Origin of the sequence: Collinsella sp. AM42-18AC (assembly GCF_003467965.1) — a bacterium.
Taxonomy (GTDB): domain Bacteria; phylum Actinomycetota; class Coriobacteriia; order Coriobacteriales; family Coriobacteriaceae; genus Collinsella.
Map to the genome: position 1 here is coordinate 21,330 of NZ_QSFY01000004.1, position 26,984 is coordinate 48,313.

The window sequence follows — 26,984 nt, forward strand, 5'->3', positions numbered from 1 at the left end:
ATACATGCGCATCCCTTCGCGTATGGGGTACATAGTTGCGGTCTAACCCATACATGATAGCGTGCGCAGGCAAACCTGCATATAACCCGCACGGAATGAGTGGACGTAGCCGTTGGGGACGTTCCTTAACGGCTAGTCGTTTAAGAGCGTCCCCAACGGCTAACAAAGGGACTGTCGCTTTGTCACATTCTAGAGCGTTTGAAGCAGAGCGATGAAAAAGCGTACGCCCTGGAGGTAGGCGCGGCGGGTGATGCGCTCGTTGGTGCCGTGGACACCGCGCTCGCACTCGTCATCGTCTACCACAAAGGCCGAGAAGCGAATGCACTCGGGGCAAATGCGCTGGTAGTTGGCAGCATCGGTCGCGCCAATCACGGTCGAGGGAACGATACCGATAGGAGCTCCGCCCGCCGCTGATGATCCGTTTTCCTCCGTCCCCTCTGGATCACGGAAATAGCGGGCGGCGATGGCGCGGACGGTCTCGAGTCCCGGTCCGCCGATGCGCGGAGACGGCGAGGGTTCGGAGCTGCCAGGACCGAGCTCGATCTCGACACGGTCGGCGAGCCCCGCCTCGGCAACGGCGACGCGGCAGCAGGCCACGACATCGGCCACACTCGTGCCCTCGAGCATGCGGAAATTGATATTGGCCCACATATCCTGCGGCATCACGTTAGCACCGGTGCTACCGCCCTCGATTTGGGTCGGTGCACAGGTGGTGGTCACGAGCGGATAGAGCTTCTTGCTGGCGAGGCACTCGCGCACGATGGCGTCCTTGTTGGAAGCAATCTCGTCGGCCGTGTAGAGCTCCAGCTCGACGAGCTGTGCGGCAAGCAGGTCCGTGACGCGCGTCGGCCACTCGATATCGCAGATTGCGGTGATGGCACGGCTCAACACCTCGAGCGACGTGCCGCCGTAGGGGTTGGAAGAATGCCCACCCGCGCTCTTTGTCTTGAGCACAATGTCGGCATAACCCTTCTCAGCCAGGTCGGCGTGCATGAGCCAGCCCTCGCCCGCGCCGTACTCGGCAGCCGGAACGATGCGGTAGTCGCCCTCGTCGATCAGGAACTCGAGCTCAACACCGCGCTCCTCGAGCACGCGGCCGATAGCTCCAGCGCCGTACTGCGTGGTTTCCTCGTCCTGGCCAAAGGCGAGCAACAGCGAACGCTTGTGCTCCCAACCGTGCGCCAATGCATACTCAACCGCCTCGAGAATGCCTGCGACCTGATCCTTCATGTCGATAGCGCCGCGGCCCCAAATGTAGGTGTCGTCCACGTGCCCGCTAAAGGGATTGTGCGTCCAGTCTGTCTCGGTGCCCGGCACCACGGGAACCACGTCCATGTGGCCCATGAGCATGACCGGCTTGAGGGCGGGGTCGATGCCGGCAAGCGTCACGAGCAGCGAATGGTCGATGAGCTCGACCTCGCCCGCCGCAAACACGCGCGGCCAGGCCTGCTGCATATAGGCGCGCAGGTCGGCAAACGCCTGCCAGTCCACCGCCTCGGCATCCATACTCGAAATGGTCGGAAACGACAGCACACGGCCCAGGCGCTCGCATGCGCCGGCCTTGTCCAAATCGGCAAAATCATCCTCATGCGCAAAGAAGCGCCAAACCTCGGCCATGACATCCTTTCGATTGTGATGACGAGGGCCGCCCCACCGGAGCGGCCCTGCCACGTACGCGTTTGCGGTCGGTTATTTGTCCTCGAGATAACGCGAGAGGAACTCGCGGGTACGCTGGTGTTTGGGGTTGCCAAAGAGCTCGGCCGGCGCGGCATCCTCGAGCACCACGCCCTTGTCCATGAAGACCACGCGGTCGGACACCGTGCGGGCAAAGGCCATCTCGTGCGTGACGACGACCATGGTCATGCCGTCGGCAGCGAGCTTGCGCATGACCTCGAGCACCTCGCCCACGATCTCGGGGTCGAGCGCTGAGGTCGGCTCGTCAAACAGCATGATCTGCGGGTTCATGCATAGAGCACGAGCGATGGCCACGCGCTGCTTTTGACCACCGGACAGGCGACCCACGGCGGCGTGCGCGAATTTTTCGAGTCCCACACTCGTCAGATGCTCCATCGCAATTTTTTCAGCCTCGGCCTTGCTCATCTTTTTGAGCGTGACGGGCGCGAGCGTGCAGTTGTCGAGCACATCCATGTTGTTGAACAGGTTAAAGCCCTGGAACACCATGCCGATGTCCTCGCGCAGCTTGTTGATGTTGCAGCGCTCGGCCGTGAGGTCCTGGCCGTGGAACCAGATGTGGCCTGCGTCCGGGGTCTCGAGCAGGTTGAGGCAGCGCAGGAAGGTCGACTTGCCCGAGCCCGAGGCGCCGATGATGGTGACGACCTCGCCGGGGCTAACGGCCAGGTCGATGCCCTTGAGCACCTCGAGCGAGCCAAAGCTCTTGCGCAGGCCCTCAACGCGGATGAGCGGCTCTTTGGTTTGCGCGGCCGCAGCGCCGGTAGTAACGGTATCTGCCATGATGAATCTCCTCGTCTTGCGCCTAGTTGGAGCTGGGCAGCGTGGCCGGAGCCTCGGCACCGAGCTTTTTGCCAAAGGCCTCGAGCAGGCGGCTCGCCACGAGCGTCAGGATCAGGTAGACCACGAGCGCCACGCAGTAGACTTCCATCTGGCGATAGTACACGCCGGCGACGGTGGTGGTGGCGTACATGAGGTCGAACACGCCGATGACCGAAAGCACCGACGAGTCCTTGATGTTGATGATGAGCTCGTTGGTGAGCGCCGGGATCGCGTTTTTAATGCCCTGGGGGAACACGACCTTGCGCATGGCCTGCCATTGCGACAGACCCAGCGAGCGCGCCGCCTCGGCCTGACCGGGGTCGATCGACTCGATGCCGCCGCGCAGGACCTCCATCATGTAGGCGGTAGAGTTGAGCGAAATGGTGACGAGGCCCGCGGTAAAGGTGCTCCAGATCTGGTTGGCCTGGGCGGTCTCGAAGCCCATGCCGCGCAGAACGGTAAAGCCCGCGTAATAGATGAGCAGACCCTGGACCATCATGGGCGTGCCGCGCACGACGGTGGAATAGACGGTCGCAAACCCGCGGCCAATGCTCTTAAAGAAACGCACCAGGTCGTTGTCGACGCGGTCGAAGGTCTGGGTGCGCAAGAACACAAAGAGCAGCGCCAAGAAGAAGGCGATGACGGTGCCGAAGGTGGCAAGCGCGATGGTGATCTCGATGCCGCGGATAAAGAAGTCGCCGCTCTTGTAGGTCATGTAGACCAAGCTCGACAGAAAGTCGCTGGGGTTGGAGTCCGAGACAATGCTCACCTGCACCAGGTCGATAAACGACATGACGCAGCGGTCGATAAAGAAGATCGCCGCGATGGCAACCACGACATAGCTGCCCAGGCGCGCGCCGCGACGGCAACGCTCGGATGCAAACGACGACTTTTCGCGATAGTCGCTCCAATGCATGAGCTTGGTGACGAGCGCCGCCGCCGACACGATAATCCAGGCCCAAAGAATTGCCCAGAGGCAGTCTTGGAACACGCCCGTAGGCGCCAAGAAGCTCAGCGGCGTGGGGTTGCGCTGGCTAAACGCCAGGCCGAGCGCCGCGATAACGCTCGTGCCCAGGTACACATAGCGGTGGTCTGCCTTGATAAAGGAGGCCAGGTGATTGATGGTTTTCATGCTGCCTCCCTATGCCGGCTGACGGTCGAGGCACGCGTCCCACATTTGGTCGCGCTCCTCTTGGCTAATGCCCTTGAGTGTCTTGTCGATGAGTTTAAGCAGCTTGTCCGAGCCCTTGCGGCAGCCGACGTTTGCCGTGACCTCCTGCTTGAAACCCTCGCCCTCGGCAAATTGAATCGGCACGATACCCGGATTTTGGGCCATATAGCCCTTTTCGTTCTCAGTGTTGTAGGTCACGGCGTCGCACGTGCCCTGCAGCAGATTCGAGAACACCGTGGGGACCGAATCGACCGGGTTCTTGTGCACAACGCCCGGAATCTCGTCGATGACGGTATCGAGCATGGTGTCCTTTTGGCCGAGCACCGTGGCACCGCTGAAGTCGCTGAGCTTGGTGGCGTTTTGGTAGGGCGAGCCCTCTTTTACGAACAGGCCAAAGTAGCCAATGAAGTACGGGTCGGAAAAGCCGACGGACTCCTCGCGCTCGGGCGTGGCGCTCATGCCGGCGATGATGAGGTCAATCTGGCCGTTGTTGAGCGAGTCGATAAGGCCCGAGAAGCTCTGCTTGACGGCAACGGGCTCGCCGCCGAGAGCCTTGCAGACGATCTTGGCGATCTGCACGTCGTAGCCATCGGCATAGGCGCCCTGCACGTTGTCGATGGGGATCGTGAACTCGCTGGCCTCGGAAACCTGCCAGTTGTACGGGGCGTAGGCCGCCTCCATGCCGATGCGGATCTTATCCTTGCCGATCACAGAATCGGACAGGTCGTCGCGACCGCCGCCCGTCGTGGACTGAACTACTTCCAGCGTGGAGGGACGCTGGCAGCCGGCAAGTGCGCCGGCGACGACAGAAGCGCTCGCAGCGAGAGCGCTACCCAAAAAGATGCGACGGCTGCATACCGGCTGTGGATGCGCGTCGCGCTGTTGTCGAGATTGCATCTGGTGCCTTCCCAATTTCGTTTTGCTGACAATAAGACAGGATATACGCCCGCGACCAGCAGCGCGGCATGTGCGCGAAAAATTAATAGACACACGAGGACGATTGGCGCAAAGCAGCCTGCCCCATGTACCACTTGGCATGAAAAAGGCAAGGCATAGACCTTCTGGTCATGCCTTGCCTTTTGAATGACAAATTGTCGCTCTGGGTGGCGCGCAGCGTCGACCGGTCCGTCGTTCGTTAGAACGGCGGAACCTCTAGAGCAGGGTAACGCTAAAGCTGCGAACGTCCGTCTCACCCGGTGCCAAGGTAATGGTGTTGACCTTGTGCTCAAAGACGTCGTCCTCGGTGTCCATGGTGGTGTGGCCGGTCCAGGGCTCGAGCGCCACAAACGGGGCGTCGTTGGCGGCAGACCACACGCCGATGTACTTAAAGCCCTCAAAGTCGATCTTGACGCCGTGGCCCGACTTGCGGCCGCGCAGCGTGAGCGTGGAACCCGGGACATCGGTGAACATGATGGCATCGTTATCGAAGCTGCGGTGCGTGATGGGCAGCACGTCCGAGTTATCGGGAGCCTTGTAGCTGCCCTCGAACGTCATAAGACCGTCGGGCGTGATGATGGGGGCCTCGTTAGTCCAAGCCTCGGTAAACGCCAGCTCGTAATCCTCGAACGCCTCGTCTTCGGCACCGGGGGCGGGCACGTTAAATGCGGGGTGGCCGCCCACCGAGAACGGCAGGGCCACGTCGCCGGTGTTGGTGACGGCAAAGGTCTGCGTGAGCGTGGCGTCGCCGGTCAGGGCATAGGTCATGTTGAGCTTAAAGTGGAACGGGAACGCCTTGAGCAACTCGGGCGTGTCAGTGATCTCGTACGTTACCGAGGAGCCATCCTCCGAAACCTCGACCAACTTGTGCTCGACGATGCGAGCGAGTCCATGGCGCGGCATCTCGCAGGTGCCGGCCGCAGATGTCGCCATGTTGTTGCGCAGCGATCCCACGATGGGGAACAGGATAGGCGCATGCTTGCCCCAAAAGGCCGGGTCGCCCTGCCACAGATACTCGTTGCCGTTGAGGGCAAGGCTCGTGAGCTGGGCTCCCATGGAATCGATGGCCGCGGTAAGGCCGCCGCGCTTGATGGTGGTGACGGTGGACATGCTACTTCCTCCAAAAGTAAACAACAGTGTCGAGGGCTATTGTCCCACTCTTGGCGGCGGGGTTGAGCGACAGGTGCAGTTATTGAGCAATAGCGTAAAGGTCAAACCCGCCCTGCGGCGTGCTATCGACCGTATCGGGCGCCTGTGAATTAAAACTCACCGGAACCATGCGCTTTGAGGCACGGTAACGCGTGCCGTCGGTGGCGACGGGCGGCTCATCGACCGTGAGCTCGTAGTCGCCGGGCTTGAGCTCGATGCCGTCACCTTCGGAATTGACGTATTGGTACTCGTCGATTGCTTGTCCCTTGAGCGTGCGGCCCACGATATGGATGAGCATCTGGCTGTCGCCGCGGGCGGTGTCCCATGTCGCACCGTCCTTGACCTCGACCGACACATGCACCGAGCGCGTACGGCTGAGCGATTGCTCGACAGACATCTCGACCTTGGCGGCGTCTTTGCGCTGTTGCTCCACGTGACTCCAGACATTTCCGATCGCCGAGCAAGCGATGACGCCGGCCATAAAGGCGATGAGAATGGGGCCGAGCGGAGAGCGACGGCCCGCGTCTTCCTCGCGAGCCAGGTTGGGGCGATGAGTGGGGGCGGGCGCCTGGGCACCCTGCGCGGGCACGTCGAGTATGCTGAAGGATGCCGTGCTGCCGGGGTCGATGGTATGGCGCGGCTGTGGGATCTTGGCCGGCGAGATGGACATGTCCGCCGGCTCACCGAGTGTGGCCGTGGCATCGGCCTTAGCTTCATCGGCCTCGGCCTGGGCCCAAGCTTGCTCAAAGGTCAGGGGCTCGGCGGCATCGGAGGCGGCTTCAGGCTCGACACCGGCATCGTTGCCGGTCTCGTCCTCGTCGCTCGACACGTCACACGGCGCGGGCTCGTCCCACTCTTCGTCCGGAGCCTCGCCCTCGCTATACCACCATTCAAAGTTATCGATATCCATACGGGGCGCCCCTTAAGCCTCGCAAATAAACACTTGCTAGCCTTATACCCCCAGATGACACGGGAGCTCGCCGGCACAGACAGGAAAACCGTCACAACATTCGACGCTTTTCCTCGTTTTCGAGATTTTCGCCGAATGTTGTGACGGTTTAGGCAGCAGCCACACCACGAATGCGACGAAGGAGCAGTCCCCTTGTCACATCTGGAGGGCGACGGGGATTTGGATGCAGCAGAAGTCCTCTTGGTGGGACTCGTCGTAGCTCGTGGTATCGAGGTAGCAAAAGTCGAAGGCGTTGCCGATGGGCTGGAGCGCGTGCTCGTCCATGCAGGCCACGATGGCGCGGATGCCTTCGGGCTCGTACGGCATGCCCCAGCGGCTCATGCACAGGTATGTGCCCTCGGGCAGCACTTCGATGCCGATCTCTGCCAGCTCGGCAGCGTCGCTCGGCAGCAGCTCCTCGGCACCGCGCGGCAGTACGGCAAAGGAGCCGGCACCGGCGATGGGATCGTCGGAATGCAGCGCCTCGCGACGCAGCATGGCGCCCCAACCGCGCATGGGGCGCGTGCCCGTCAGCGTGCGCATGCGCAGGATTGCCCGCATGAGCGTGGGGTGAAGCATCGAGCGACCGCGCTCGATATCGCCCGGAAACTCCTCAAAGACCACGTAGCGGCGCTCGAATTGCTTGAGTTCCGGACTGCCCTCGCGCTCGCGCCAGTAGACTGCCTCGTCGTAAAAGCTCAGGCGTTCCTGCACACTCGCGCGCTCAGCCTTGAGCCCGGCAATCTGCTTGTCGAGCGCCTGCACCCGCGAGCGCAGGTGATCGGTCATCTCGCCAATGTCGAACGTCGAGGTCGGGCGGTCAATCTCGTCGAGTTCGAGCCCCAGGTCGCGCAGCATGCAGATCAGACGCATGAGCGGGATCTGCGTAGGCGAATAGAAACGGTAGCCCTTTTCGTTCACCACGGCGGGCTTAAACAGGCCGATCTTGTCGTAGTAGATGAGCGTTTGGCGCGAAACGTTAAACAAGCTCGCCATCTCGCTAATCGCATACATGCCCGTCTGCATAAGTCCTCCCGACACATCCTTTTAGCGCACAAAGCCCGCCGCCCACAGGGGCAGCGGGCTCAAACACTACTCGTATCCTACCCTAAAGACGCCCATGACCAGCGCTTATAGTTTGCGCATGACACGCCGACGGCCTCGAGCGCCTTGGCGGCGATGTGATGCACCGCGTCGTCGAGCGTGGCGGGGCCGTTGTAAAACGTGAGCATGGGCGGCATGAGCATGATGCCGGGCACGCGCGCCAGGCGCGCCATGTTATCGACGTGAATGGCGCTGAAGGGCGTCTCGCGCACCATGAGCACCAGGCGGCGCTGCTCTTTCATCTGCACGTCGGCCGCGCGCAACAACAGGTTTTCGCTGTAGCCGCTCGCAATGCCGGCGAGCGTCTTCATGGAGCAGGGTGCCACGATCATGCCATCGACCGGATAGGTGCCGCTTGCGATGGCGGCGCCGATATTCTTGTTGTCGTAGACCACATCGGCATGCGTGGCATACTCGTCGAGCGTCATGCCGAGCTCCTGCTCGATGGTGATCTCTCCCCCGCGCGTGACGACAAGCGCCGACTCGGCACCTGCCTGACGCAGACATTTGAGGCACTCAAGGCCCAGCGCGGCACCGCTGGCGCCCGAAACGCCAACGACGATGCGACGGGGACGGACAGAAGACTCAGGCATGACAACTCCTTGACTACTTGGTAGGGCTACTTACTAGAAAGCAATCTCCTTGGCCCACTTGTCCTTGTCGATCTCCATGAACTGCGAGCGAATGAAATTCTTCTTGAGGTCGAACGGAACCGTGCAGTCGAAGATGGCCTTGCAGGCGATGCCGTGCTCGCGAATCGTGGGGTCGAACGCAGGGTCGTTGGACGGGTCGAGCACGTGGCAGTGGCAGCCGGGGATGGTGATGAGGTCGACGTCGGCCTGGAAGCGCGTGGTCATGGCCCACATCACGTCGCTCATATCAAAGATGTCGACATCCTCGTCAACCAAGATCACATGCTTGAGCTCGGAGAATGCCGAGAAGGCGAGCATGGCGGCGTTGCGCTGACGGCCCTCGTCATTTTTGCTCGACTTCTTAAACTGCATGATGGCAACGAACTTGCCGCCGCCGCAGGGTGCAGCGTGGACGTTGAGCAGGCGGCCCGGGATAGCGGTCTCGACCATCTTGTAGATGGAAGCCTCGGTGGGGATACCGGCCATGGACACGTGCTCGTGCGAAGGGCCGATGCAGCTCTCCATAATGGGGTTGACACGCGTGGTGACGGCGGTGATCTTGATCACCGGACAGACCTTGGCGCCGCCGGTGTAGCCGGGGAACTCGGGCATGGCGTAGCCGTGGCCGTTGACGTCCTCGTTGATGGTCTCGTCGTGCATGAGGTAGCCCTCGAGCACGTACTCGGCATTGGCGATGCACTTCTGCGGAACGGTGACGCAGTCGGCAAGCTCGACGGCGTGGCCGCGCAGGGCGCCGGCGATCTGCAGCTCGTTGAAGCCGAGCGGCGTGGTGGGAGCCTCGAAGCCGCAGCACATGTACACAGCGGGGTCCAGGCCGATGGAGATGGAAATGGGCATGTCCTCGCCGCGCTGGCAGTACTCGTCAAAGAACGCGCCCAGGTGACGGCTGCCGGGGGTAATCCACATGGCGAGCTTGTCCTTGTCGACGCAGGAGAAGCGGTGGATGGTCACGTCGGACTGGGAGCCGTCGGGGCTCGTGCCATAGGCGAGACCCATGGTGATGTAGGGGCCGCCGTCGACGGGCGTGTTGGTGGGAGCGGGAACGATCTTGCGCAGGTCAAAGCCCTCGTCGCTCGCCTTGTACACGACCTCCTGGCAGTCGACGTGCGCACCCTCGGCGATCTGCTCGGGCGCGATCAGGTTCTCGAAGCGCTTGCCGATCTCGAGGCCCAGGTGCTCCTCGTCCAGGTCGAGCAGGGCGGCAACGCGCTTGCGGCTGGCAAGCATGCCGATGCAGACCTTGGCATCGTCAAAGCCCTTGACGTTGTTGAAGACCATCGCCGGACCCTCTTTGGTCGGACGCATAACGGTGCCGCCGGCACCGACGTGGCGATAGACGCCCGAGACCTCGGCGTCCGGGTCGACCTGGGTGTCGGTCTCGAGCAGCTGGCCCGGCATCTCGCGCAAAAAGTCGAGTACGGAGCGCAGGTCGTGGATCTGGGAAGCATCGGTAGTGGACATAGCATGCTCCTTTCGGGAGAGTGCCCGGCGGCGGGGATGCCGCCGGGCTGGGTAACGTAGTGGGGCCGCGGCGCTCATAGATGAGGCGCTCGACCGTTTACATCAGGCCAAAGAGGTGGAACCAGGCGGCCTCGACCAGCACGACGACAAAGACGACCGCGGTGAGGGGAATGCCCATGCGCATGGCCTCTTTGGAGGTGTAGCCGCCGGCGTCCTTGCCCTCGCCGATAAGGATCGGCAGGTTGTGGAACGGCAGGATGTAGTGGATGTTGATGGACGTGAAGACGATGAGCGCCACGGCGAGCGGGCTCACGCTGGAGCCGGCCGCGAAGCTGATGAACGCCGGCACGCACACGCCGAGCACGGCCATGACCGAGCCCATGAACATGTGGATGACCATGGAGAGCGCGGCGACAAGCAGGGCGAACAGGAAGATGTTCTCGGGCACGGAGCTGGGGAGTACGACGTCGGCGATCCAGGCGTTCATGCCGGTGGCGCCGCCCACGGAACCCACGGGCAAGGCGGCCGTCAGGAACATGAGGGACTTGATGTCGACAGCGTTCCAGCTGGCAGGAGTGAGGACCTCGCCGATGATGGGCATGGCGAGTGCGACGCCAATGGCCAGGGTGACCCAGCCGATATAGTCGCCCGAGACGGTGAGCTACAGCGCGATGGCGATGACAAGCCACACGATGGTGCGGATCTCCTTGACGGAGAGCTTGCCGAGCGCGGCCTGCTTGGCCACGATCTGCTCGCGATCGTAGACGAGCTCCTTGCTGGGCTTAAAGAGGAAGAGGCCCAAGAACAGGGTGCACAGCAGCGCGACCAGCATAGGCACGCTCATGTACAGGAACCAGTCGACAAAGGACGGGCTCATGCCGCCGGCCTCGGCGCTGTACTGCGCGACAAGCGGGTTGAGCGTGGAGTCGCCCGTCAGGAAGAACATGGAGCCCGGGGCAGCAGCGGCAAACACGAGGAAGCCGAGCTTGCCGCGGTCGTCGTCACCGTAGCCGGCGGACTCGGCAATGACCGAGACGACGGCGAGAATGAGGAAGGCGCGGGGGAACGGATGCGGGATCAGCAGCGACAGCACAAAGGTGAGCGCGAAGATTGAGATGATAAGCGACTTGGCATCGCGCACGAACTTGAGCATAAACGCATAGGCGATGCGCTCGCCCAGGCCCGACTCCTTGACCGCGCTGGCGATGAGGTAGGCGCCGATGACGAGCCACATGGTGGCTTTGGTCCACGAGCTAAACGTGGAGGCGACCGTCGCCGAGATGCTCGCGGCACCCGTGTCGTCCACGCACACCTTGAACAGAACGAGCAGCGCGCAATAGAGCAGGCCCACAAAGCCCGGCTGTGCCACGCCACACGTCCAGAACACCACCGTGGCGAGCGTCAACGCCAGACAGGTCTGACCGCCGACCGTAAGCTCGACCGTCGAGCTCAGCTCCGCCAAAGGAAGAAACTTCACCAGCAAAAAGACAACGATACCCAGCACAAAGCCAATTTCGCGCTTGGTGATCTTAAACGCCTTCTTTTCCGCTTCCATCTCCCCACCTTTCTTGTTGGGGGCGCTCCGGATTCGCGGCCACGTTGCCACTTAAAAAGGGGCGCCCGTTATCGGACACCCCTTACGTTGCGCTGTGTTGTGGCAATACAGTCAAGCGGGATTTTTGGATGAGAAGCGATCCTCTGGACAAAAAGCGTCACAACATTCGACGCTTTTCCTCGTTTTCGAGATTTTCATCAAATGTTGTGACGGTTTGGATGTGGCAAAGGGACTGTCTTTTTTCACATAGCGAGGGCTGCGCGGATGGAGGGGACCTCCAGGGCCTCGCGGAGCCAGGGTGCCAGCTGCTCGGGGCGACCCTGCAGGTAGCCGCCGAGCTCGGATGGGGTCACGCGTCGTACCTCCGAGATCTCCTCTTGGTTGATGTGCAGCTCGCCCGGCTCAACATGGGCTGCGAACACCTCGCACCACTCGCACTCGCAGCGGCCGTCGCCGTGGTCCTCGCGGTACACCACGCGTCCGAGGTACTTGAGCTGATCGGGATCGCGCGTGATGCCGAGCTCTTCGTTGATGCGGCGCGCCGTCGCGGCGACAACGTCCTCCCCGGGGAGCGGATGGCCGGCACAGCTATCGGCCAGCACCCCGCCCCACAGGCGTTTGAGCGGACTGCGACGACAGAGCAGCAGGCGTGCGTCTTCGCCCTGGCCCTCGACCAGAAGCGTCAGAAATGCCTGATGCAGAATGCCCTCACCGGCATGGGCATCGATGCGGTCGACGGGGCCAAGCGTCTCGCCGGTCGCGGCATTGACCGCCACGACCTCGGCGCCCGCGCCGCCCTCATCCCAGCCGGCGCGCAGAATGCGGGCTGCGGCCTCCTCGAGCGCGGCGATGAGCTCCTTGGTGGTGTCGAGCACGCGCTGCAGGTCGCCCCCGCTCGCCTGTTCAACATGAAAGCCCGTGCTCGCAACGACCGGCACGCCAAAGCGCGTGGCCAGCGCCGCCGCGATATCGTGCGCCGGAATTTCGTCTCGATGGCACGGAACAGCCAGGATGCTCACTGTCGCCGTGCGGCCGGGCTCGGGACGCGGAATGGCCTGCGCCGTGGCGCCCAGGTGCGCGAACTCCGGCGAGCAGGCGTACACCGCCATGCCTCGCGGCGTCACCGTCAACTGGGCCTCGAGCGCAAACTTGCCCTCGCCTGCTGCAACCTTTGTCGTGTGCATACCCATGGGATCTCCTGTCGCCCGCAATGTACCTGAGACCATTTTCACCTGTATTGCGACTATACAGGCAAGCACAGCCTGCGACAAAGGGGGCAGGCACCTGGCACATTCTGTTAGAGTTGCAGGGATTGAATCCCGCTTATTCATGCGACATTGGAGTGACAACCTTGACCGCCGCAACCACGTCTAAAAGTAAGTCAACCGCCGCCGCGCTCTCCCCCGCGCGCACCAAGCTCTGCCTGGCGCTGCTCGTGCTGTTGGGATTCTCGCTCGGCTGCTCAGAGTTCGTGGTCATCGGCATCGAAAGCGACTTGGCAACGGAACTCGGCGTATCACTTGCCACTGCGGGCCAGCTCATCAGCGTGTTCGCGCTCGTCTACGCCATCGCCACGCCGGTGCTTGCGCTCAGCACGGGGCGATTCCGCCGCTACCAGTTGCTCGTGTACTACAGCATCGTCTTTGTGCTCGGCAACCTGGTCATGGCGTTGGCGCCCAACTTCCAGGTGCTCTTTATCTCGCGCATTGTCCTGGGATCCGTCTCGGGCGCGCTGCTCGCCGTGGGCGTGACGTACATCCCCGAGCTGCTGTCCCCGCAGCAAACTTCGCTTGCCATCTCGGTCGTGTACGGCGCGTTTTCCGTGGCGATGGTCTTTGTCACTTCGATCGGCAAGTTCGTGGCCGACACGCTCGATTGGCACGTGGCCATGTACGGTACGCTGACCTTTGCCGTTTTGATCTGCGGAGCGCTCGTGGCGTTTATGCCGCGCGCCGGACAGACCGACGAACCCGCTACCTTCCGCGAGCAGGCGGGTCTGCTACGCGAACCGAGCATCATCACCGGCATGCTTATCTTTTTGTTTGGCGTGGGCTCGGTCTATGTATTCTACGGCTACGTTACGCCTTATCTTGAGCAGGTGCTGGGTATGGGAACCGTTCAGGCGAGCACCACGCTTATGGCCTACGGCGTGTTCTGCCTGATCTCGAACATCCTGGGCGGATGGATCGATGCGCGCTTTGGCATGAAGGCGCTGCTTGTGACGTTTGTGCTGCAGGCCGCGGCGTTACTCGGGCTGTTTGCTGTGGGCGGCACCATGCCGCTCGCGCTGGTCTTTGTTTTTAGCTTGGCACTGCTCATGTACCTGTTCTCGGTGTCGTGCATCACGCACTTTATGGACGTGGCACGCAGCCGCCATCCCAAGTCGATGGTACTCGCAAGTTCGGTTGAACCCATGGCGTTTAACGTCGGCATTTCGTTTGGCACCGCGGTAGGCGGAGCCGTGGTGAGCAGCATTGGCATTGCACACGTGGGCGCCGTGGGCGCCGCGTTCTCGCTTGTGGCCTGGGCGCTTACGCTGGTGACGATTAAGCTCGCCCGTTGGGAGCGCCGTCGTCAATCAGCACAGCCCCGGATGCAGGCATAGGGACGAACACAGCCCAAGGTGGCGAGCAACCAGTGAAAACCGTCCCATACTAGTAGTGTTTATCCGCCTGCAAGCTCCGGCAGTACAATTTCGTGTATTTCAGATACACGCTTTTCTACGATTTCGTGTATTTCAAATACACGAAATGCGCGTGGAGCAACTCAAAGGCGGCGGCAGACGCATTGTCTGCCGCCGCCTTTTATCGCGGATTTTATAGATATGTGGGTCGTTTACTCCATGCCCAGCAGCTCGCGCATCTGGGTTGCGTAGTTAGAAGCCATGTTACCGTAGACAATCTGCACGCCGCCGTTGACATGCACGATGCCACGCGCTTCGAGCTTTTCGGTAAACTCGGCGTCATCAACCACCTTGTCACAGTCATTGAGCTGAATGCGCAGACGGGTGAAGCAGGCCTCGACAGACTTAATATTGTTGTCGCCGCCCACTGCCTCAACGATGGCGGGAATGAGGTCGCTGATCACAGTCTTGGGAGCCTTTGCGGCCTCATCGTCGGACTCTTCCTCGCGGCCGGGGGTCTTAAGGTCCTTCTTAAGGATGATGAACTTGAAGACGAAGTAGTACACCACGAAGTAGATGGGGCCGAGGAACAGGATAACCTGCCAGTTGGAGCCCTTGGCTGCACCCATAATGCCGTTAAAGATCAACGACAAGAGCGGGCCGCCAAAGGATGCGGAACCGGCCACGTTGAACTGCAGGATATAGGTCAGCGCATAAGCAAGACCAGCCATGAGAGCGTGGAACACGTAGAGGATGGGCGCGATAAACAGGAAGGAGTACTCGAGCGGCTCGGTAATGCCGGAGAGGATGCAAGGCACCACAATGGCAATCATGAGCGCCGCGGCCTTCTTCTTGTTCTTGGGAAGCGCCGTCTTGTAGAAGGCGAGTGCAGCGCCGGGCAGGCCGAACATGGCGAAGATAACCTTGCCGTTCATGACAAAACGGCTGACCTCGATGTTAAACGGCGTGCTGGGAGAGCCCAGGATCGCGTTGTAGATATTGATAGCGCCCTGAACAGTCTGGCCGTCGATGGTCTCGACGCCACCGAGCGACGTGAAGAAGAACGGCAAATAGACAAAGTGATGCAGGCCAAAAGGCAGGAGCATGCGCTCGCCGGCGCCGTAGACAAATGCACCAAAGGCACCCGTAGTCTTGATGAACTCGGACAGCGCGCCGAGAGCGTTCTGAATAAACGGGAAAACAAAGGACATGACCAATGCGAGGATGCTGCATGAGAGCAGCGTCACCGCCGGGATAAAGCGCGTGCCGTTGAAGATGGAGAACACGGCAGGCAGCTCAATCTTGTAGTAACGGTTATGCAACCATGCGACGATTGCACCCACCAGAAGACCGCCGATAACACCAGTGTCGAGCGTGGTGATGCCGAGGATCGTGCTCTGGCCCGTCGTAAGATTCGCGGGATCGATAACGCCAGTCGCCGTAAGGAACGTGCCCATCACGGAATTCATGCACATGTAGCCCAAAAAGCCACAAAGCGCCGCGGTAGCCTTCTCGGACTTGGCGAAGCCATAGGCGAGACAAATCGAGAAGATAACCGGGATGTTGTTCATAACGATGCTGGCAGCGGCCTTGAGAATCGAAAAGAAAATCGCAAAGCCCGGAGCAGCAAGCCAGGGAACAGCTGCCGTAAGGGTGGGGCTGGTAAAGGCATTGCCAAAGCCCTGAAGGATGCCGGCGATTGGCAGGATCAAGACAGGCGTCATGAGGACTTTGCCCAGGCGCTGGAACTTTGCCAGCAGCTCATCTTTGTTCATGGGATACCCCTCTTAAAGAAACGGGGCGTGCAGCTCTACAGCCCACACGCCCCATAACAGTTATCAAGCGCTATGGAACTAGCTACTTAAGCTCCGGCCAGTAATCCTTATTGGCCTCGATGAGCTTGTCGAGCACTTTGCGAGCCTTCTTGGCGTCACCGACCAGACGATTAAGCGTGAGTGCCTGCAGAGCCTTCTCGTAGGAACCCTCCATCCAAGCCTCAACAGTCAGGCGCTCATAGGCGTACTGGTTCTCCATAAGGCCACGATAGAAGGTACCGATCTTGCCAACAGCATAGGGCTGCGGGCCATTGGCGCCCACGCTTGCCGCGACCTCGACCATGGCGTCATCGGGCATACCCTCGATAATGCCGTTGTTGGGCACGATGACAATGAAGGTCTTGTTGGTGTTGCGATAAATGGCCGAGGTGATTTCCACGATCATATCGCCATGAGCGTCGTTTTGCACAACCGAGGAGTTCTTTGCGGTGCCGACTTTGGCAACACGCTCGCACTCGGCGAACACGCGCTTCTCACGACCGTTGATAACCTCGTCGGAGCGAGTGTAGTCGGGGTCGAGGTGAGCGACCTTGTACTCGGGATACAGATAGTACTGCAGATAAGTGTTGGGCAGATAGTCGGGGAAGTCCTCGAGCATGTCCTTGACCATGGCGTAGGTATCAAGCCAGGACTGGTCACGCTGCTCGGCATCGGCAGGAAGGAAGCCGTTCTTCTCCGCGTACTCCTTAATCTGCGGGACGAGGTCATGACCCTCTTCATCGTAGATGTGCTTGAACCAACCGAAGTGATTGAGGCCGAAGTACACGGGCTCCGTCTTGCTCATATCGCGACCGAGCAGGCGACCGTAAGAGCGCATGAGGTTGACAGGCTGGTCGCAGATGTTGAGGACGCGATGCTCATCGGGCAGGACGCGCTCGAGACCATATGCCACAATAGCAGCCGGGTTGGTGTAGTTGATAATCCACGCCTCCGGGCTATGAGCGCGAACGTCGTTGACGATCTCAACCATGTCATGCATGGAGCGCATACCGTAAGCCATGCCGCCGGGGCCCACCGTTTCCTGGCCGATGATTCCCATATGCAGCGGAATCTTCTCGTCCTTGCTACGCATCTCGTAGCCGCCGGTACGAATCTGGCAGAGCACAAAGTCGACGTCGGTGTAAGCCTCGTCCTTATCGGTGGTGTAACCAAACTCCACACCGGGCTCCTCCTCGGCGAAGAGGATCTTGCCAAACTCGCCAATCGGACGCTGACGCTCGGCATCGATGTCATAGAGCATCACGCGGTTCAGCGGCAGAATGTCCATGTGCTTGGTCAGGGCTTTAAGAATGCCAGGGCACCACGTGGAGCCGCCGCCAACGATCACAATATTGAGCTTATCCTTCATGTTCCGTCCCTCCAGGGTTGGCTGATCGGTGTTCTCGAAGACCTTGGGCTCCGCGGTTGTCCTCGGCTTGCTTCGTTTCGATTGATATTTTGCGACATAAGGTCATTTGCGAGTCCCCGTGTGAGCCAATGCGAAACGGGGACACATGATTTCGCTCACGACACAGATATGTGTAGGCAGACACGCACGTTTACCCAGTTCATGGGCAATTGGCGATCTTGACCGATTACCGATTTCTCACCTGGCTACACAAAGCGGTACCATATGTACGACGAGGTGCGAGGGGCTGGAACATCTTATGAAAGATCAAGCATCTTTTTATGATCATGTGCGGGCTGGCGAGAGCAAGCTCAACGATCTCGAAAGCGAGATCATGCGCTACATCATCGAGCTGCGTGATGATATTGACGATGTCACGCTTAAGAGCGTTGCTGAACGGTTCTTCGTCGCTCCCAATACAATCGTCAGGCTTGCTCATAAGCTTGGCTTCTCGGGGTTTACGGAGCTCAAACAATCGTATTCCGCCTCGCTCGACCGCAATCGATTCACAATCGAGACACTTCCGCTCGACACCCAGCTCGTACAAACAAAAGACCTGATTAACGACCGGGTCATCGACTCGGTTGTAAGCCTTATCCAGGACGCCTCGCATATCGTGTTCTTCTGCTCGGGCTTTTCGAAATACCCGTGCCTCGAGATGGCTGAAAAGCTCAAAATAATGGGCAAGAATACCGACACGCTTAGTGAACGCCACGTCATGAGGCATTACGCAGAACTCCTCGGCAAAAACGACCTGGTCTTCAGCGTTTCCGTAAGCGGCGAGACGCAGGTGTCTATTGACGCTACATCGATAGCCAAAACGCGCGGATGCAAGGTCGTCACACTCACCGGCTTTTCTCGAAATTCTCTCTCGAAACTAGCCGACTACCCTATCTACACCGTGCAAAAAGAAATCCGCTTGGGCAGCATGGACCTCGACAGTCGATTGATGTTCTATTACGTTTTCGAATTGATATTTGAGCGCTACTTCAAACTGGCCAAGAAATAAAACTCTGTATGCGCCCGGCTTCGACTCTTTAGCAGCCCTCTATATGAAAGGTATCGTCCTATGCAACGCGTACTGTTTATCTGTCACGGCAATATCTGCCGCTCGACGATGGCTGAGTCGGTGTTTACCGAGCTCGTGCGCCGCGCCGGGCGCGAGGCGGAGTTTGTCATCGATTCCGCCGCGACCTCAACCGAGGAGATCGGCAACCCGCCGCACCACGGTACCGTTGCCAAGCTGCGCGAGGTCGGGATTCCCGTCGTTGCCCACCGCGCGCGCCAGGTGCGTCGCGCAGAGTATGGCGACTGGGATCGCATTGTCTATATGGATGCCGAGAACGCGCGGGGCCTGCGTCGCATCTTTGGCGACGACCCCGACGACAAGATTACGCGCTTGCTCGATTGGACCGAGCGCCCCGGCGACGTGGCCGATCCCTGGTACACCGGCAACTTCGATGCCACCTACCGCGACGTACTCGACGGTTGCACTGCTATGCTCGAGCAGCTGTAATCGATGAAATGCAGAGTTTTTAGAGCCATAAATCGGATGAAATGTAGAAATTTGACCTTACTCGCGCACAGCACAACGACGACAACGTCTAAGCATAGGCATAAGCGAAGTCGGAATTCCCATATACAAATCGAGCGTGGTTTTTCTCCCACTTTGAGCGTTCAAGTGCGCTCTAAACGGAAGAAAATCCACGCTCATTATCGCGGAGGGAGAAAATCCTCGCTCGGCTACTCGTCGACGATCTCAGTGTGACAAAGGGACTGTCCCCTTGTCGCATTCGGAACTGGCCCTAGACGGGTTTGACCTCCAGCTTTATCCCCTCGGCACGGGAGTCGCCCAAAACATCCGAAAGGGCCCAAGTCGCATACAGAGGCAGATAGAGAACGGCGCCGTCGCGCTCAACGTTGCCTCTCGAGAAAACAATCCCGCGCTTTACGCCATACTCGGCCGTTTCAAGCACATGGCCGAGTGCGGCGTGCGCATGATAATAGGAGCCCGATTTAACCTCGATCGGAACAGCCGTTCCATCCGGTCCGTCAACCACAAAGTCCACTTCACCGCGCTTTTTTGTCTGATAGTAGTAAAGCTGGCGATTTTGGGCAGCCAGCTGCTGAGCCACCACGTTTTCGTACACGCCGCCGAGGTTGGGCTCCTTGCTGTCGAGGTACGCCGCCTGGGCGACCCCGATAGGATAACGGGCCATCAGCATCCCGGTATCGGACTGGTACAGCTTGAACTGGGACGGCCGTGCCGTCTTAAGCAGTGGGGACTTGGGCTCGGTCACGATGTCGGTCTTGAGAGCGACGCCGGCATCGACAAGCCAGACAAAATCTCGCTGGTATTTCTCGTAATGCGCCTTGGGATCTATGGAGTTGAGCACGAAACGCTTGTTCTCGCCCTCCAGCATGACGGGCAGCTGGTCGAAAATGCTCTGCACCTGGAGCGCGCGTCCGTTTGCGTATTTTGAGATATCCCGACGGTATTGCCCGTTCAGCTCGGACTGGAGCTGGCGGACGGACGCCAGGTCACCCTGTGTGTCGAGGAATCGCTGCACGACCTCCGGCATACCGCCAACGACGATATAGGTCCTAAAGTTTGCCATCATTGCGTCGTGAATATAACCAGGAACCGGCGTCTCGTTGCGGCACGCATCGCGAATCGAGCGCCTCGCCTCTTCGCTCACCCCAATCGCCCAGCTGAACTCCTCAAAATCCAGCGGGAACATCCTGAGCTCATGGACGTACCCCACGGGATAAGACCTGACACCCTTGAATTGGGTCCCAAGCATGGACCCCGAGAATGCCCAGCGACAACGGCCGTCCTCGACAAGGAACTTGGCCATCGTCATGATGTCCGGCGCCTCCTGCACCTCATCGATAAATACGAGAGTTTTGCCCGGCGCTATCGACTTGCCCGTGAGAAGCGTCACCCTGCTGATGAAGTCATCAGCATCCCTCGCCCCGAGAAGGGCGTCTTTTGCCTGGCGGTTTTCCGCGAGATTGAGCTCGATATAGGTTGCGTAGTTTGACTTACCGAACTCGCGAATCGAGTAGCTCTTACCGATTTGGCGAGAACCCGTGACGAACAACGCCTTTCGTTCAATGGATCTCTGCCAACAATCAAGCTCATCAGCGATTTTCCTGCGCAACATAAGCTCTCCCATCGCCCCGATAAATGAAATGCAGATATTTATATCGACTATTATCGATGAAATGCAGAGATTTTTAGCGCCTAAATCGGATGAAATGCAGAAATTTGACCTTACTCGCATATAGAATATAGACGATAAGGCCTAGGCGTAAGCGAGGTCGGGATTCCCGCATACAAATCGAGCGTGGACTTTCTCCCACTTTGAGCGTTCAAGCGCGCTTAAAACGGGAGAAAATCCACGCTCATTATCTCGGTGGGAGAAAAACCTCGCTCGCCTACTCTTCGACGATCTCAGCAAGCCAAACGTTCAGCGTATCAACCTCGGGGCAGCAGAACTTTGCCGTACCGGGCTCGTTGCCGGGCACGGTTCCGCCATAGCGCAGGATATCGATATAGGGAAAGCCCACATGGCAGGCCATGGCGCACATCTTGCCGCGGTCTCGGTCGAAGTCAAAAACGTCGCCCGGCTTGTGACCATGGTGGCAGCGGCACGCACCTAGCTGGTCCACGCAGCTCACGCGGATACGCGGACGCTTGCCACGCGGCGCGCCGAGCGGCTTGTTCTCGCCCGCAGGCTTGACGCCGCCCTCGCCAGCATTACTCATGGTCGATCACGTCCAAGCAGGCCTCGATGGGCAGGCCGGCCGACTTGTCCTCTTGATCGGCATTGCGCTCGATAAGCTCAGCCACCACGCGCATGGCATCGGACGTCGCGCGCTGCAGACTCCAACCTGCCATAACGCGGCCGACGAGCACTGCCGAGAACGTGTCGCCCGTACCCGGGAAATAGACCGGAATGAGCTCAAAGGGAATCGTGAAGTACTCCCCCGCTACATGGTCGTAACCGATAACCGCGTTCGTGCCATTGACCACGGCGCTCGTAATGACCACCGACTTGGCACCCAACTCGCGCACGGCGTCCACAAGGGCGCGGGCCTCATCGGGCGTGATCTGCTCTGCAATAGGCGTATCGGCGAGCAGACAGGCCTCGGTGTAGTTGGGCACCGCGTAGTCTGCGCACTCCAGCAGGTGCCGCATGAGGCCAATCGTGGACTCGGGCACGCCGGCATAGAGCTTGCCGTTGTCACCCATGATGGGATCGACGAACACCTTGGTGCCCTTTTGCGCACGGCGGTGGCAAAAGTCCGAGATGATGCGCGTCTCTTCCTCGGTCACGATAAAGCCGGTCGAGATGGCGTCGAACTCAAAGCCGAGCTCCTCCCAGATAGCGAGGCTTTGACGCACGTACTCGGTGGTGTCGTGGATGTAGAACTTGGGGTAGTTGAGCGTGTCGGAAACGAGCGCCGTCGGCAAGTTATGGATACGGTAGCCCATGTGCGACAGCACCGGCAGCATGGCGGAAAGCGCGACCTTGCCGTAGCCGCACATATCGTTAATCAGCAGCAGCTGAGTGTTCTTCATGAATGTCCCCCTTGGGTCGGGCATGGCGCGACGGCACCACAGTGCAACCAAGTGTAGCGCAGGGAACGTTGTGAGCGGAGGCGAGCGGTGCGAAGTGCAAATTGTTGCGGAAAGGTTTCGGAAATGGGGGCTGTTTGCTCCATGGCGGCCTAGTTAATGCTACTCATATAGCGGCCTTGCCAAAAACTATGCCTATTTACTACGTTTAACCGCCCGCCTCTAACCACAACGAATTTCTCTCCAACAAAACCGCAGGTAGATAGCTTGCGTTTTTTCAGAAACAGCTGTTGTGGTCAGCGATGCTGGATTCATCGTAGTAATTAGGCATAGTTTTTGGCAAGGCCGCTTCGAAAGGCATCATCGCGGCCCAAAGTAATCCCTTTTCCTCCGTCCCCAAGGGATCACATGCACCGAAGCGGACCGTGGCGGAATCACATGTTGAGGACGGACAGCGAAAACGCTCCTAAGCGAGCAAGGTGGCGTGAAAGAGGAGGGCATAGGCCTTGTGGCCATGCCCGACGATTGAACGCCAGATTGCCGCTTAGGAGCGTTTGCAGCGTCGAGCGGTTACGGCGTTTGGTAAAACGCCGTAACTTAATAAGTTTGGTACCTTGACATTTATTTCTTGCACTCCTAAATTAGTTAGGCACAAAACAATTGCACTACCTAACTAAAGAAAGGAGCAACACCATGTGCGACGAATGCATCGACCTCTGCCCCCATACGCCGGGCGGCGACCCCATCGAGCCTGCAGATTCGCCCGAGGCGCAATCGCAATCGGATGCACTTGCCAAGCGCATCCTCAATGGCCTGGGCTTTTGCGGCCATTACATGCATTTTCATGGCGGAGGCGTGTCCGGCAAGGCGCCCATCATCTGCCTGCTGGCCAAACAGCCCGGCGGCGAGATGTCGCAGCAGGAGCTCGGCATGCACTTTGACCTCAAGCCGGGATCGCTTTCCGAGATCCTGTCCAAGCTCGAGCTCAACGGCCTCATCGAGCGCAGCCGTAACCCCAAGGATCGACGGCAACTCACCATTCGCCTGACCGAAACCGGCCGGGAAAACGCCCGCATCGACCAGGCGGCCCGCATCCGCTTTAGAAAACAGGCCTTTAGCGCGCTCACCCACGACGAGCGCGAGGACCTCGCCGAAATGCTCGATAAAATCCGCGTAACCTGGGAGGAACTGGATGATTAAAACCCTCATGGGAAGCATCCGCGACTATATGAAAGTCACCGTTGCCACGCCGTTGCTCGTGCTTGGCGAGGTGCTCTGCGAGATGCTGATTCCATTTATCACCGCCAACCTGATCGACGCTATCAAAGACGGCGCCACCGTAGCCGAGATGCTTCCCACCGCAGGCTTTTTGGTGCTCATCGCGCTGACGTCGCTTGCTTTTGGTGCCGCTGCCGGCGTCACCTGCAGCCATGCGAGCTGCGGGTTCGCCAAGAACCTGCGTCACGACCTGTTCTACAAGATCCAGACGTTCAGCTTTGCCAACATCGATGAGTTCTCGAGCTCCTCGCTCGTCACGCGCCTGACCACCGATATCAACAACGTGCAGCAGGCCTTTATGATGATCATCCGTATCGCCGTGCGCGCGCCGCTGGTATTGATCTTCGCCTTTACCATGGCGTTTATCATGGGCGGCAGCGTCGCCATGGTCTACCTGGTCATCATTCCGCTGCTGGGCTTTGGACTGTTCTTTATCATCTTTAAGGTGCGCCCCATCTTCTCGCGCGTCTTCCACAAGTACGACGCCCTTAACGAGTCCGTCGAGGAAAACGTCACCGGCATGCGCGTGGTCAAGAGCTATGTGCGCGAAGACTTTGAGAAGGAGAAGTTCGCGACCGCCGCGCGCGACGTCCAGATGGACTTCACCCGCGCCGAGAAGCTGCTCGCCTTTAACAACCCCATGATGAACATCTGCGTCAACGGCGCGTTTGTCGTCATCATCTACCTGGGCTCCAAGCTCATCATCACGAGCCAGGGCACGCTGTTCGACGTGGGCCAGCTCTCCTCGACCTTTACCTATGGTTTCCAGATTCTCATGAGCCTGATGCAGCTGTCGATGATCTTTGTCATGGTGACCATGGCCGACGAATCGGCACACCGCATTGCCGAGGTGCTGGCCGCCGAGCCCACGATCGCCGATCCCGCCGAGCCCGTGCTCGAGGTTGCCGACGGTTCCATCGACTTTGACCACGTGAGCTTTAAGTATTCCAAGCATGCGAAGCGCCAGGCGCTCGACGATATCGACCTGCACATTACGAGCGGCGAGACCATCGGCATCATCGGCGGCACCGGCTCGGCCAAGTCCACGCTCGTTAACCTCATCGCCCGCCTGTACGACACCACCGAAGGCGCTGTGCGCGTGGGCGGCGTGGACGTGCGCGACTACGACCTGGACGCGCTGCGTCACCAGGTCGCCATGGTGCTGCAGAAAAACGTGCTGTTTAGCGGCACCGTCGCCGAGAACCTGCGTTGGGGCGACCCGAACGCCACCGACGAGGAAGTCCGCGAGGCAGCGCATCTGGCCTGCGCCGACGAGTTTGTCGACGGTTTCCCCAAGGGCTACGACACCTGGATCGAACAGGGCGGCTCTAATGTTTCGGGCGGTCAGAAGCAGCGCCTGTGCATTGCACGCGCCCTGCTGCGTCGCCCCAAGATCTTGATCCTGGACGACTCCACCAGCGCCGTCGACACCAAGACCGACGCCAAGATCCGCGCAGGGCTGGCAAGCTATCTGCCCAACACGACCAAGCTCATCATCGCCCAGCGCATCAGCTCCGTGCAGGACGCAGACCGCATCATCGTCATGGAGGGCGGCCGTATCGCGCAGATCGGCAACCATGACGAGCTACTCAAGACGAGCGAGATCTACCGCGAGACCTTTACCTCGCAAAACAAGATGTCTGCCGAGGGCGAAGGGGCCGTCGAGGCCGACACCGAGGCATCCGCAACGCAAGCTCAGACCCAGGAAGGAGGCGAGGCACATGAGTAAGGCAACGACGGCCGAGCGCGCGCTCAACCGTAAGGGCGGCACCATGTCGCGCCTCATCAAGACGCTCTTTGGCTTCTATCCCGTGCTTTTGCCCCTTGTCGTCGCCGGCGTGGTGCTCTGCGCCATCATCAACTCCATCGGCGCGACCTTCCTGCAGAGCGCCCTGCAGATTATTAGCGAATCGTGGCAGTCGGGCGATTGGGAAGCCGCACAGCCCAAGATTCTGCAGCTCGTGACCACCCTCGCCTGCATCTACGGCGTCGGTGTCCTGTCCTCGCTCTTCTGGAACCGCGCCATGGCTATCGTCACGCAGGGCTCGCTGGAGAAGCTGCGCGAGATGATGTTCAACCGCATGCAGGACCTGCCGATCCGCTACTTCGACACGCACCAGCGCGGCGATATCATGAGCCACTACACCAACGACATCGACACGCTGCGTCAGATGATCAGTCAGTCGCTGCCCAACCTGCTCATGACGATCATCATCATCGTCACGGTGTTCTTTATCATGCTGTATTACAGCGTGTGGATGTGTCTGGTCATTGTGGCAGGCGTCGCCTTTATGACCTTTATGACCAAGCTGCTCGGCTCCAACTCCGCGCGCTTCTTTATTGCGCAGCAAACCGAGCTCGGCGTGGTCGAGGGTCATATCGAGGAAGTCATGAACGGCCAGAAGGTCGTCAAGGCATTCTGCCACGAGTCTGCCGCCGAGGCCGATTTTGACGAGCGCAACGAAAAGCTCTTCGAGGTCTCGCAGAAGGCCAACATGTACGCCAACATCCTCATGCCCATCCTTATGAACCTGGGCAACTTGCTCTACGTGCTGGTGGCCCTTGCCGGCGGCATTTTCCTGGCGCTGGGCGTGCCCAACCTGAGCATCTCGGGCATGGCGCTGTCCATCGCCGTCGTGGTGCCGTTCCTCAACATGACCAAGCAGTTCTGCGGACAGATCGGTCAGATCTCGCAGCAGATCAACGCCGTGGTCATGGGTCTGGCCGGCGCCGACCGCATCTTTGAGCTCATCGATGAGGAGCCCGAGGCCGACGAAGGCTACGTGACGCTCGTCAACGCACAGGTGAACCCCGAGACTTGGGAGTTCGAGGAGGCTGACCACCACACCGGCATGTGGGCATGGAAACATCCGCACCGCGCAACCGGCGAGATCGAGTACGTGCCGCTGCGCGGTGACCTGGTCATGGACAACGTGGACTTTGGCTACACGCCCGACCACGAGGTGCTGCACGGCGTGTCCGTGTTTGCCAAGCCGGGCCAGAAGGTCGCGTTTGTCGGCGCCACCGGTGCCGGTAAGACGACCATCACCAACCTCATCAACCGCTTCTACGACATCGCCGACGGCAAGATCCGCTACGACGGCATCAACGTCAACAAGATCCGCAAGGCCGACCTGCGCCGCTCGCTGGGCGTGGTGCTGCAGGACGTGAACCTGTTCACCGGCACCGTGATGGACAACATCCGCTACGGCAACCTGGATGCCACCGACGAGGAGTGCATCGCGGCGGCCAAGCTCGCCGGCGCGGACGACTTTATCACCCGCCTGCCTGACGGCTATGACACCATGCTCACCGGCAACGGCGCCCAGCTGTCGCAGGGCCAGCGCCAGCTGATCTCGATCGCCCGCGCTGCCGTCGCCGATCCGCCGGCGATGATTCTGGACGAGGCCACGTCGAGCATTGACACCCGCACCGAGGCTATCGTGCAGGCGGGCATGGACAAGCTCATGGAGGGCCGCACGACGTTTGTCATCGCGCACCGCCTGTCCACCGTGCGCAACTCCGACGCGATCATCTGCCTGGACCACGGCCGCATCATCGAGCGCGGCAACCACGACGAGCTGATCGCCAAGCGCGGATATTACTACCAGCTGTACACGGGAGCGTTTGAGCTGGAGTAGGAACGGTTACTGACGGAGGGTGCCCCGGGGCGTCGGGGTAATTCCTCCGTGCTCAAACATTCTCGCTTCGCTGCGAAACTGCGCGCGGAGGAAATACCCCGCCGCCCCGGGGCACCCTCCTGCGCGCAATCAGCCCGTCGTTTAGA

Annotated in this window: 23 protein-coding genes; 6 read left to right on the top strand and 17 right to left on the bottom strand. The window is 59.9% G+C overall.

Going from position 1 to position 26,984, the window contains the following annotated elements:
- Window positions 1–189: 189 nt before the first annotated feature.
- The 12 genes from DW913_RS03405 to DW913_RS03455 form a co-directional block, all read right to left on the bottom strand.
- The gene (locus DW913_RS03405) at window positions 190–1,617 is read right to left on the bottom strand and encodes a M20/M25/M40 family metallo-hydrolase (protein WP_117797581.1); all 1,428 of its coding nucleotides are present in this window, start codon (window positions 1,615–1,617) and stop codon (window positions 190–192) included.
- Window positions 1,618–1,689: 72 nt separating this feature from the next.
- Window positions 1,690–2,472 (bottom strand): amino acid ABC transporter ATP-binding protein, encoded by a 783-nt coding sequence (locus DW913_RS03410; protein ID WP_117790499.1) that lies wholly within the window; start codon window positions 2,470–2,472, stop codon window positions 1,690–1,692.
- A gap of 22 nt (window positions 2,473–2,494) precedes the next feature.
- A complete protein-coding gene (locus DW913_RS03415) occupies window positions 2,495–3,643 on the bottom strand; it encodes an amino acid ABC transporter permease (protein WP_117797582.1) in 1,149 nt (382 codons plus the stop codon).
- 9 nt (window positions 3,644–3,652) lie between these two features.
- A complete protein-coding gene (locus DW913_RS03420; protein WP_117797583.1) occupies window positions 3,653–4,579 on the bottom strand; it encodes a transporter substrate-binding domain-containing protein in 927 nt (308 codons plus the stop codon).
- A 255-nt stretch (window positions 4,580–4,834) separates the two neighbouring features.
- Window positions 4,835–5,728 (bottom strand): aldose 1-epimerase family protein, encoded by an 894-nt coding sequence (locus DW913_RS03425; protein ID WP_117797584.1) that lies wholly within the window; start codon window positions 5,726–5,728, stop codon window positions 4,835–4,837.
- A gap of 79 nt (window positions 5,729–5,807) precedes the next feature.
- Complete coding sequence (locus tag DW913_RS03430; protein WP_117797585.1) at window positions 5,808–6,677, bottom strand: hypothetical protein; 870 nt, start codon at window positions 6,675–6,677, stop codon at window positions 5,808–5,810.
- Window positions 6,678–6,872: 195 nt separating this feature from the next.
- Window positions 6,873–7,742 (bottom strand): MerR family transcriptional regulator, encoded by an 870-nt coding sequence (locus DW913_RS03435; RefSeq protein WP_117797586.1) that lies wholly within the window; start codon window positions 7,740–7,742, stop codon window positions 6,873–6,875.
- A 77-nt stretch (window positions 7,743–7,819) separates the two neighbouring features.
- On the bottom strand, window positions 7,820–8,413 hold the full coding sequence (locus DW913_RS03440; protein ID WP_117797587.1) for a UbiX family flavin prenyltransferase: 594 nt from the start codon (window positions 8,411–8,413) through the stop codon (window positions 7,820–7,822).
- A gap of 33 nt (window positions 8,414–8,446) precedes the next feature.
- A complete protein-coding gene (locus DW913_RS03445) occupies window positions 8,447–9,934 on the bottom strand; it encodes a UbiD family decarboxylase (protein WP_117797588.1) in 1,488 nt (495 codons plus the stop codon).
- A gap of 97 nt (window positions 9,935–10,031) precedes the next feature.
- A complete protein-coding gene (locus tag DW913_RS10065) occupies window positions 10,032–10,535 on the bottom strand; it encodes an anion permease (RefSeq protein WP_199580739.1) in 504 nt (167 codons plus the stop codon).
- 60 nt (window positions 10,536–10,595) lie between these two features.
- Entirely contained in the window at window positions 10,596–11,489 is an 894-nt protein-coding gene (locus DW913_RS10070) for an SLC13 family permease (protein WP_199580741.1), read from the bottom strand.
- 242 nt (window positions 11,490–11,731) lie between these two features.
- Complete coding sequence (locus DW913_RS03455; protein ID WP_117637683.1) at window positions 11,732–12,679, bottom strand: isopentenyl-diphosphate delta-isomerase; 948 nt, start codon at window positions 12,677–12,679, stop codon at window positions 11,732–11,734.
- A 161-nt stretch (window positions 12,680–12,840) separates the two neighbouring features.
- On the opposite strand from DW913_RS03455, the gene DW913_RS03460 reads away from it, so the two are divergent.
- On the top strand, window positions 12,841–14,094 hold the full coding sequence (locus DW913_RS03460; protein ID WP_233541985.1) for an MFS transporter: 1,254 nt from the start codon (window positions 12,841–12,843) through the stop codon (window positions 14,092–14,094).
- Between the two features lie 230 nt (window positions 14,095–14,324).
- Here DW913_RS03460 and DW913_RS03465 read toward each other — a convergent pair whose 3' ends face one another.
- Together DW913_RS03465 and DW913_RS03470 are read right to left on the bottom strand one after the other, a co-directional pair.
- The gene (locus DW913_RS03465; protein WP_117797589.1) at window positions 14,325–15,887 is read right to left on the bottom strand and encodes a PTS transporter subunit EIIC; all 1,563 of its coding nucleotides are present in this window, start codon (window positions 15,885–15,887) and stop codon (window positions 14,325–14,327) included.
- An 82-nt stretch (window positions 15,888–15,969) separates the two neighbouring features.
- Entirely contained in the window at window positions 15,970–17,295 is a 1,326-nt protein-coding gene (locus DW913_RS03470) for a 6-phospho-alpha-glucosidase (RefSeq protein ID WP_117797590.1), read from the bottom strand.
- 298 nt (window positions 17,296–17,593) lie between these two features.
- Here DW913_RS03470 and DW913_RS03475 point away from each other — a divergent pair, with 298 nt between their 5' ends.
- Together DW913_RS03475 and DW913_RS03480 are read left to right on the top strand one after the other, a co-directional pair.
- Window positions 17,594–18,343, top strand: a complete 750-nt coding sequence (locus DW913_RS03475; RefSeq protein ID WP_158565526.1) for a MurR/RpiR family transcriptional regulator — start codon at window positions 17,594–17,596, stop codon at window positions 18,341–18,343.
- 60 nt (window positions 18,344–18,403) lie between these two features.
- Window positions 18,404–18,850, top strand: coding sequence for a low molecular weight protein-tyrosine-phosphatase (locus DW913_RS03480; RefSeq protein ID WP_117797592.1), 447 nt, complete (start codon window positions 18,404–18,406; stop codon window positions 18,848–18,850).
- Window positions 18,851–19,139: 289 nt separating this feature from the next.
- Here DW913_RS03480 and DW913_RS03485 read toward each other — a convergent pair whose 3' ends face one another.
- The 3 genes from DW913_RS03485 to DW913_RS03495 form a co-directional block, all read right to left on the bottom strand.
- Window positions 19,140–20,501: an ATP-binding protein gene (locus DW913_RS03485; protein ID WP_117797593.1), complete on the bottom strand. Its 1,362-nt coding sequence runs from the start codon at window positions 20,499–20,501 to the stop codon at window positions 19,140–19,142.
- Between the two features lie 274 nt (window positions 20,502–20,775).
- On the bottom strand, window positions 20,776–21,105 hold the full coding sequence (locus tag DW913_RS03490) for a TIGR04076 family protein (protein ID WP_199580744.1): 330 nt from the start codon (window positions 21,103–21,105) through the stop codon (window positions 20,776–20,778).
- Window positions 21,098–21,922, bottom strand: coding sequence for a PfkB family carbohydrate kinase (locus DW913_RS03495; protein ID WP_117797594.1), 825 nt, complete (start codon window positions 21,920–21,922; stop codon window positions 21,098–21,100). The genes DW913_RS03490 and DW913_RS03495 overlap by 8 nt, the downstream gene beginning before the upstream one ends.
- Before the next feature lie 690 nt (window positions 21,923–22,612).
- Between DW913_RS03495 and DW913_RS03500 the strand changes: the two genes are divergently transcribed.
- Genes DW913_RS03500 through DW913_RS03510 form a run of 3 tightly spaced genes read left to right on the top strand, consistent with a single transcriptional unit; the run spans window position 22,613 to window position 26,838 of the window.
- Window positions 22,613–23,119 (top strand): MarR family winged helix-turn-helix transcriptional regulator, encoded by a 507-nt coding sequence (locus tag DW913_RS03500; protein WP_117797595.1) that lies wholly within the window; start codon window positions 22,613–22,615, stop codon window positions 23,117–23,119.
- A complete protein-coding gene (locus tag DW913_RS03505; protein ID WP_117797596.1) occupies window positions 23,112–24,926 on the top strand; it encodes an ABC transporter ATP-binding protein in 1,815 nt (604 codons plus the stop codon). Before DW913_RS03500 ends, DW913_RS03505 begins: the two co-directional genes overlap by 8 nt.
- On the top strand, window positions 24,919–26,838 hold the full coding sequence (locus DW913_RS03510; RefSeq protein WP_117797597.1) for an ABC transporter ATP-binding protein: 1,920 nt from the start codon (window positions 24,919–24,921) through the stop codon (window positions 26,836–26,838). Before DW913_RS03505 ends, DW913_RS03510 begins: the two co-directional genes overlap by 8 nt.
- The last annotated feature ends 146 nt before the right edge of the window (window positions 26,839–26,984 follow it).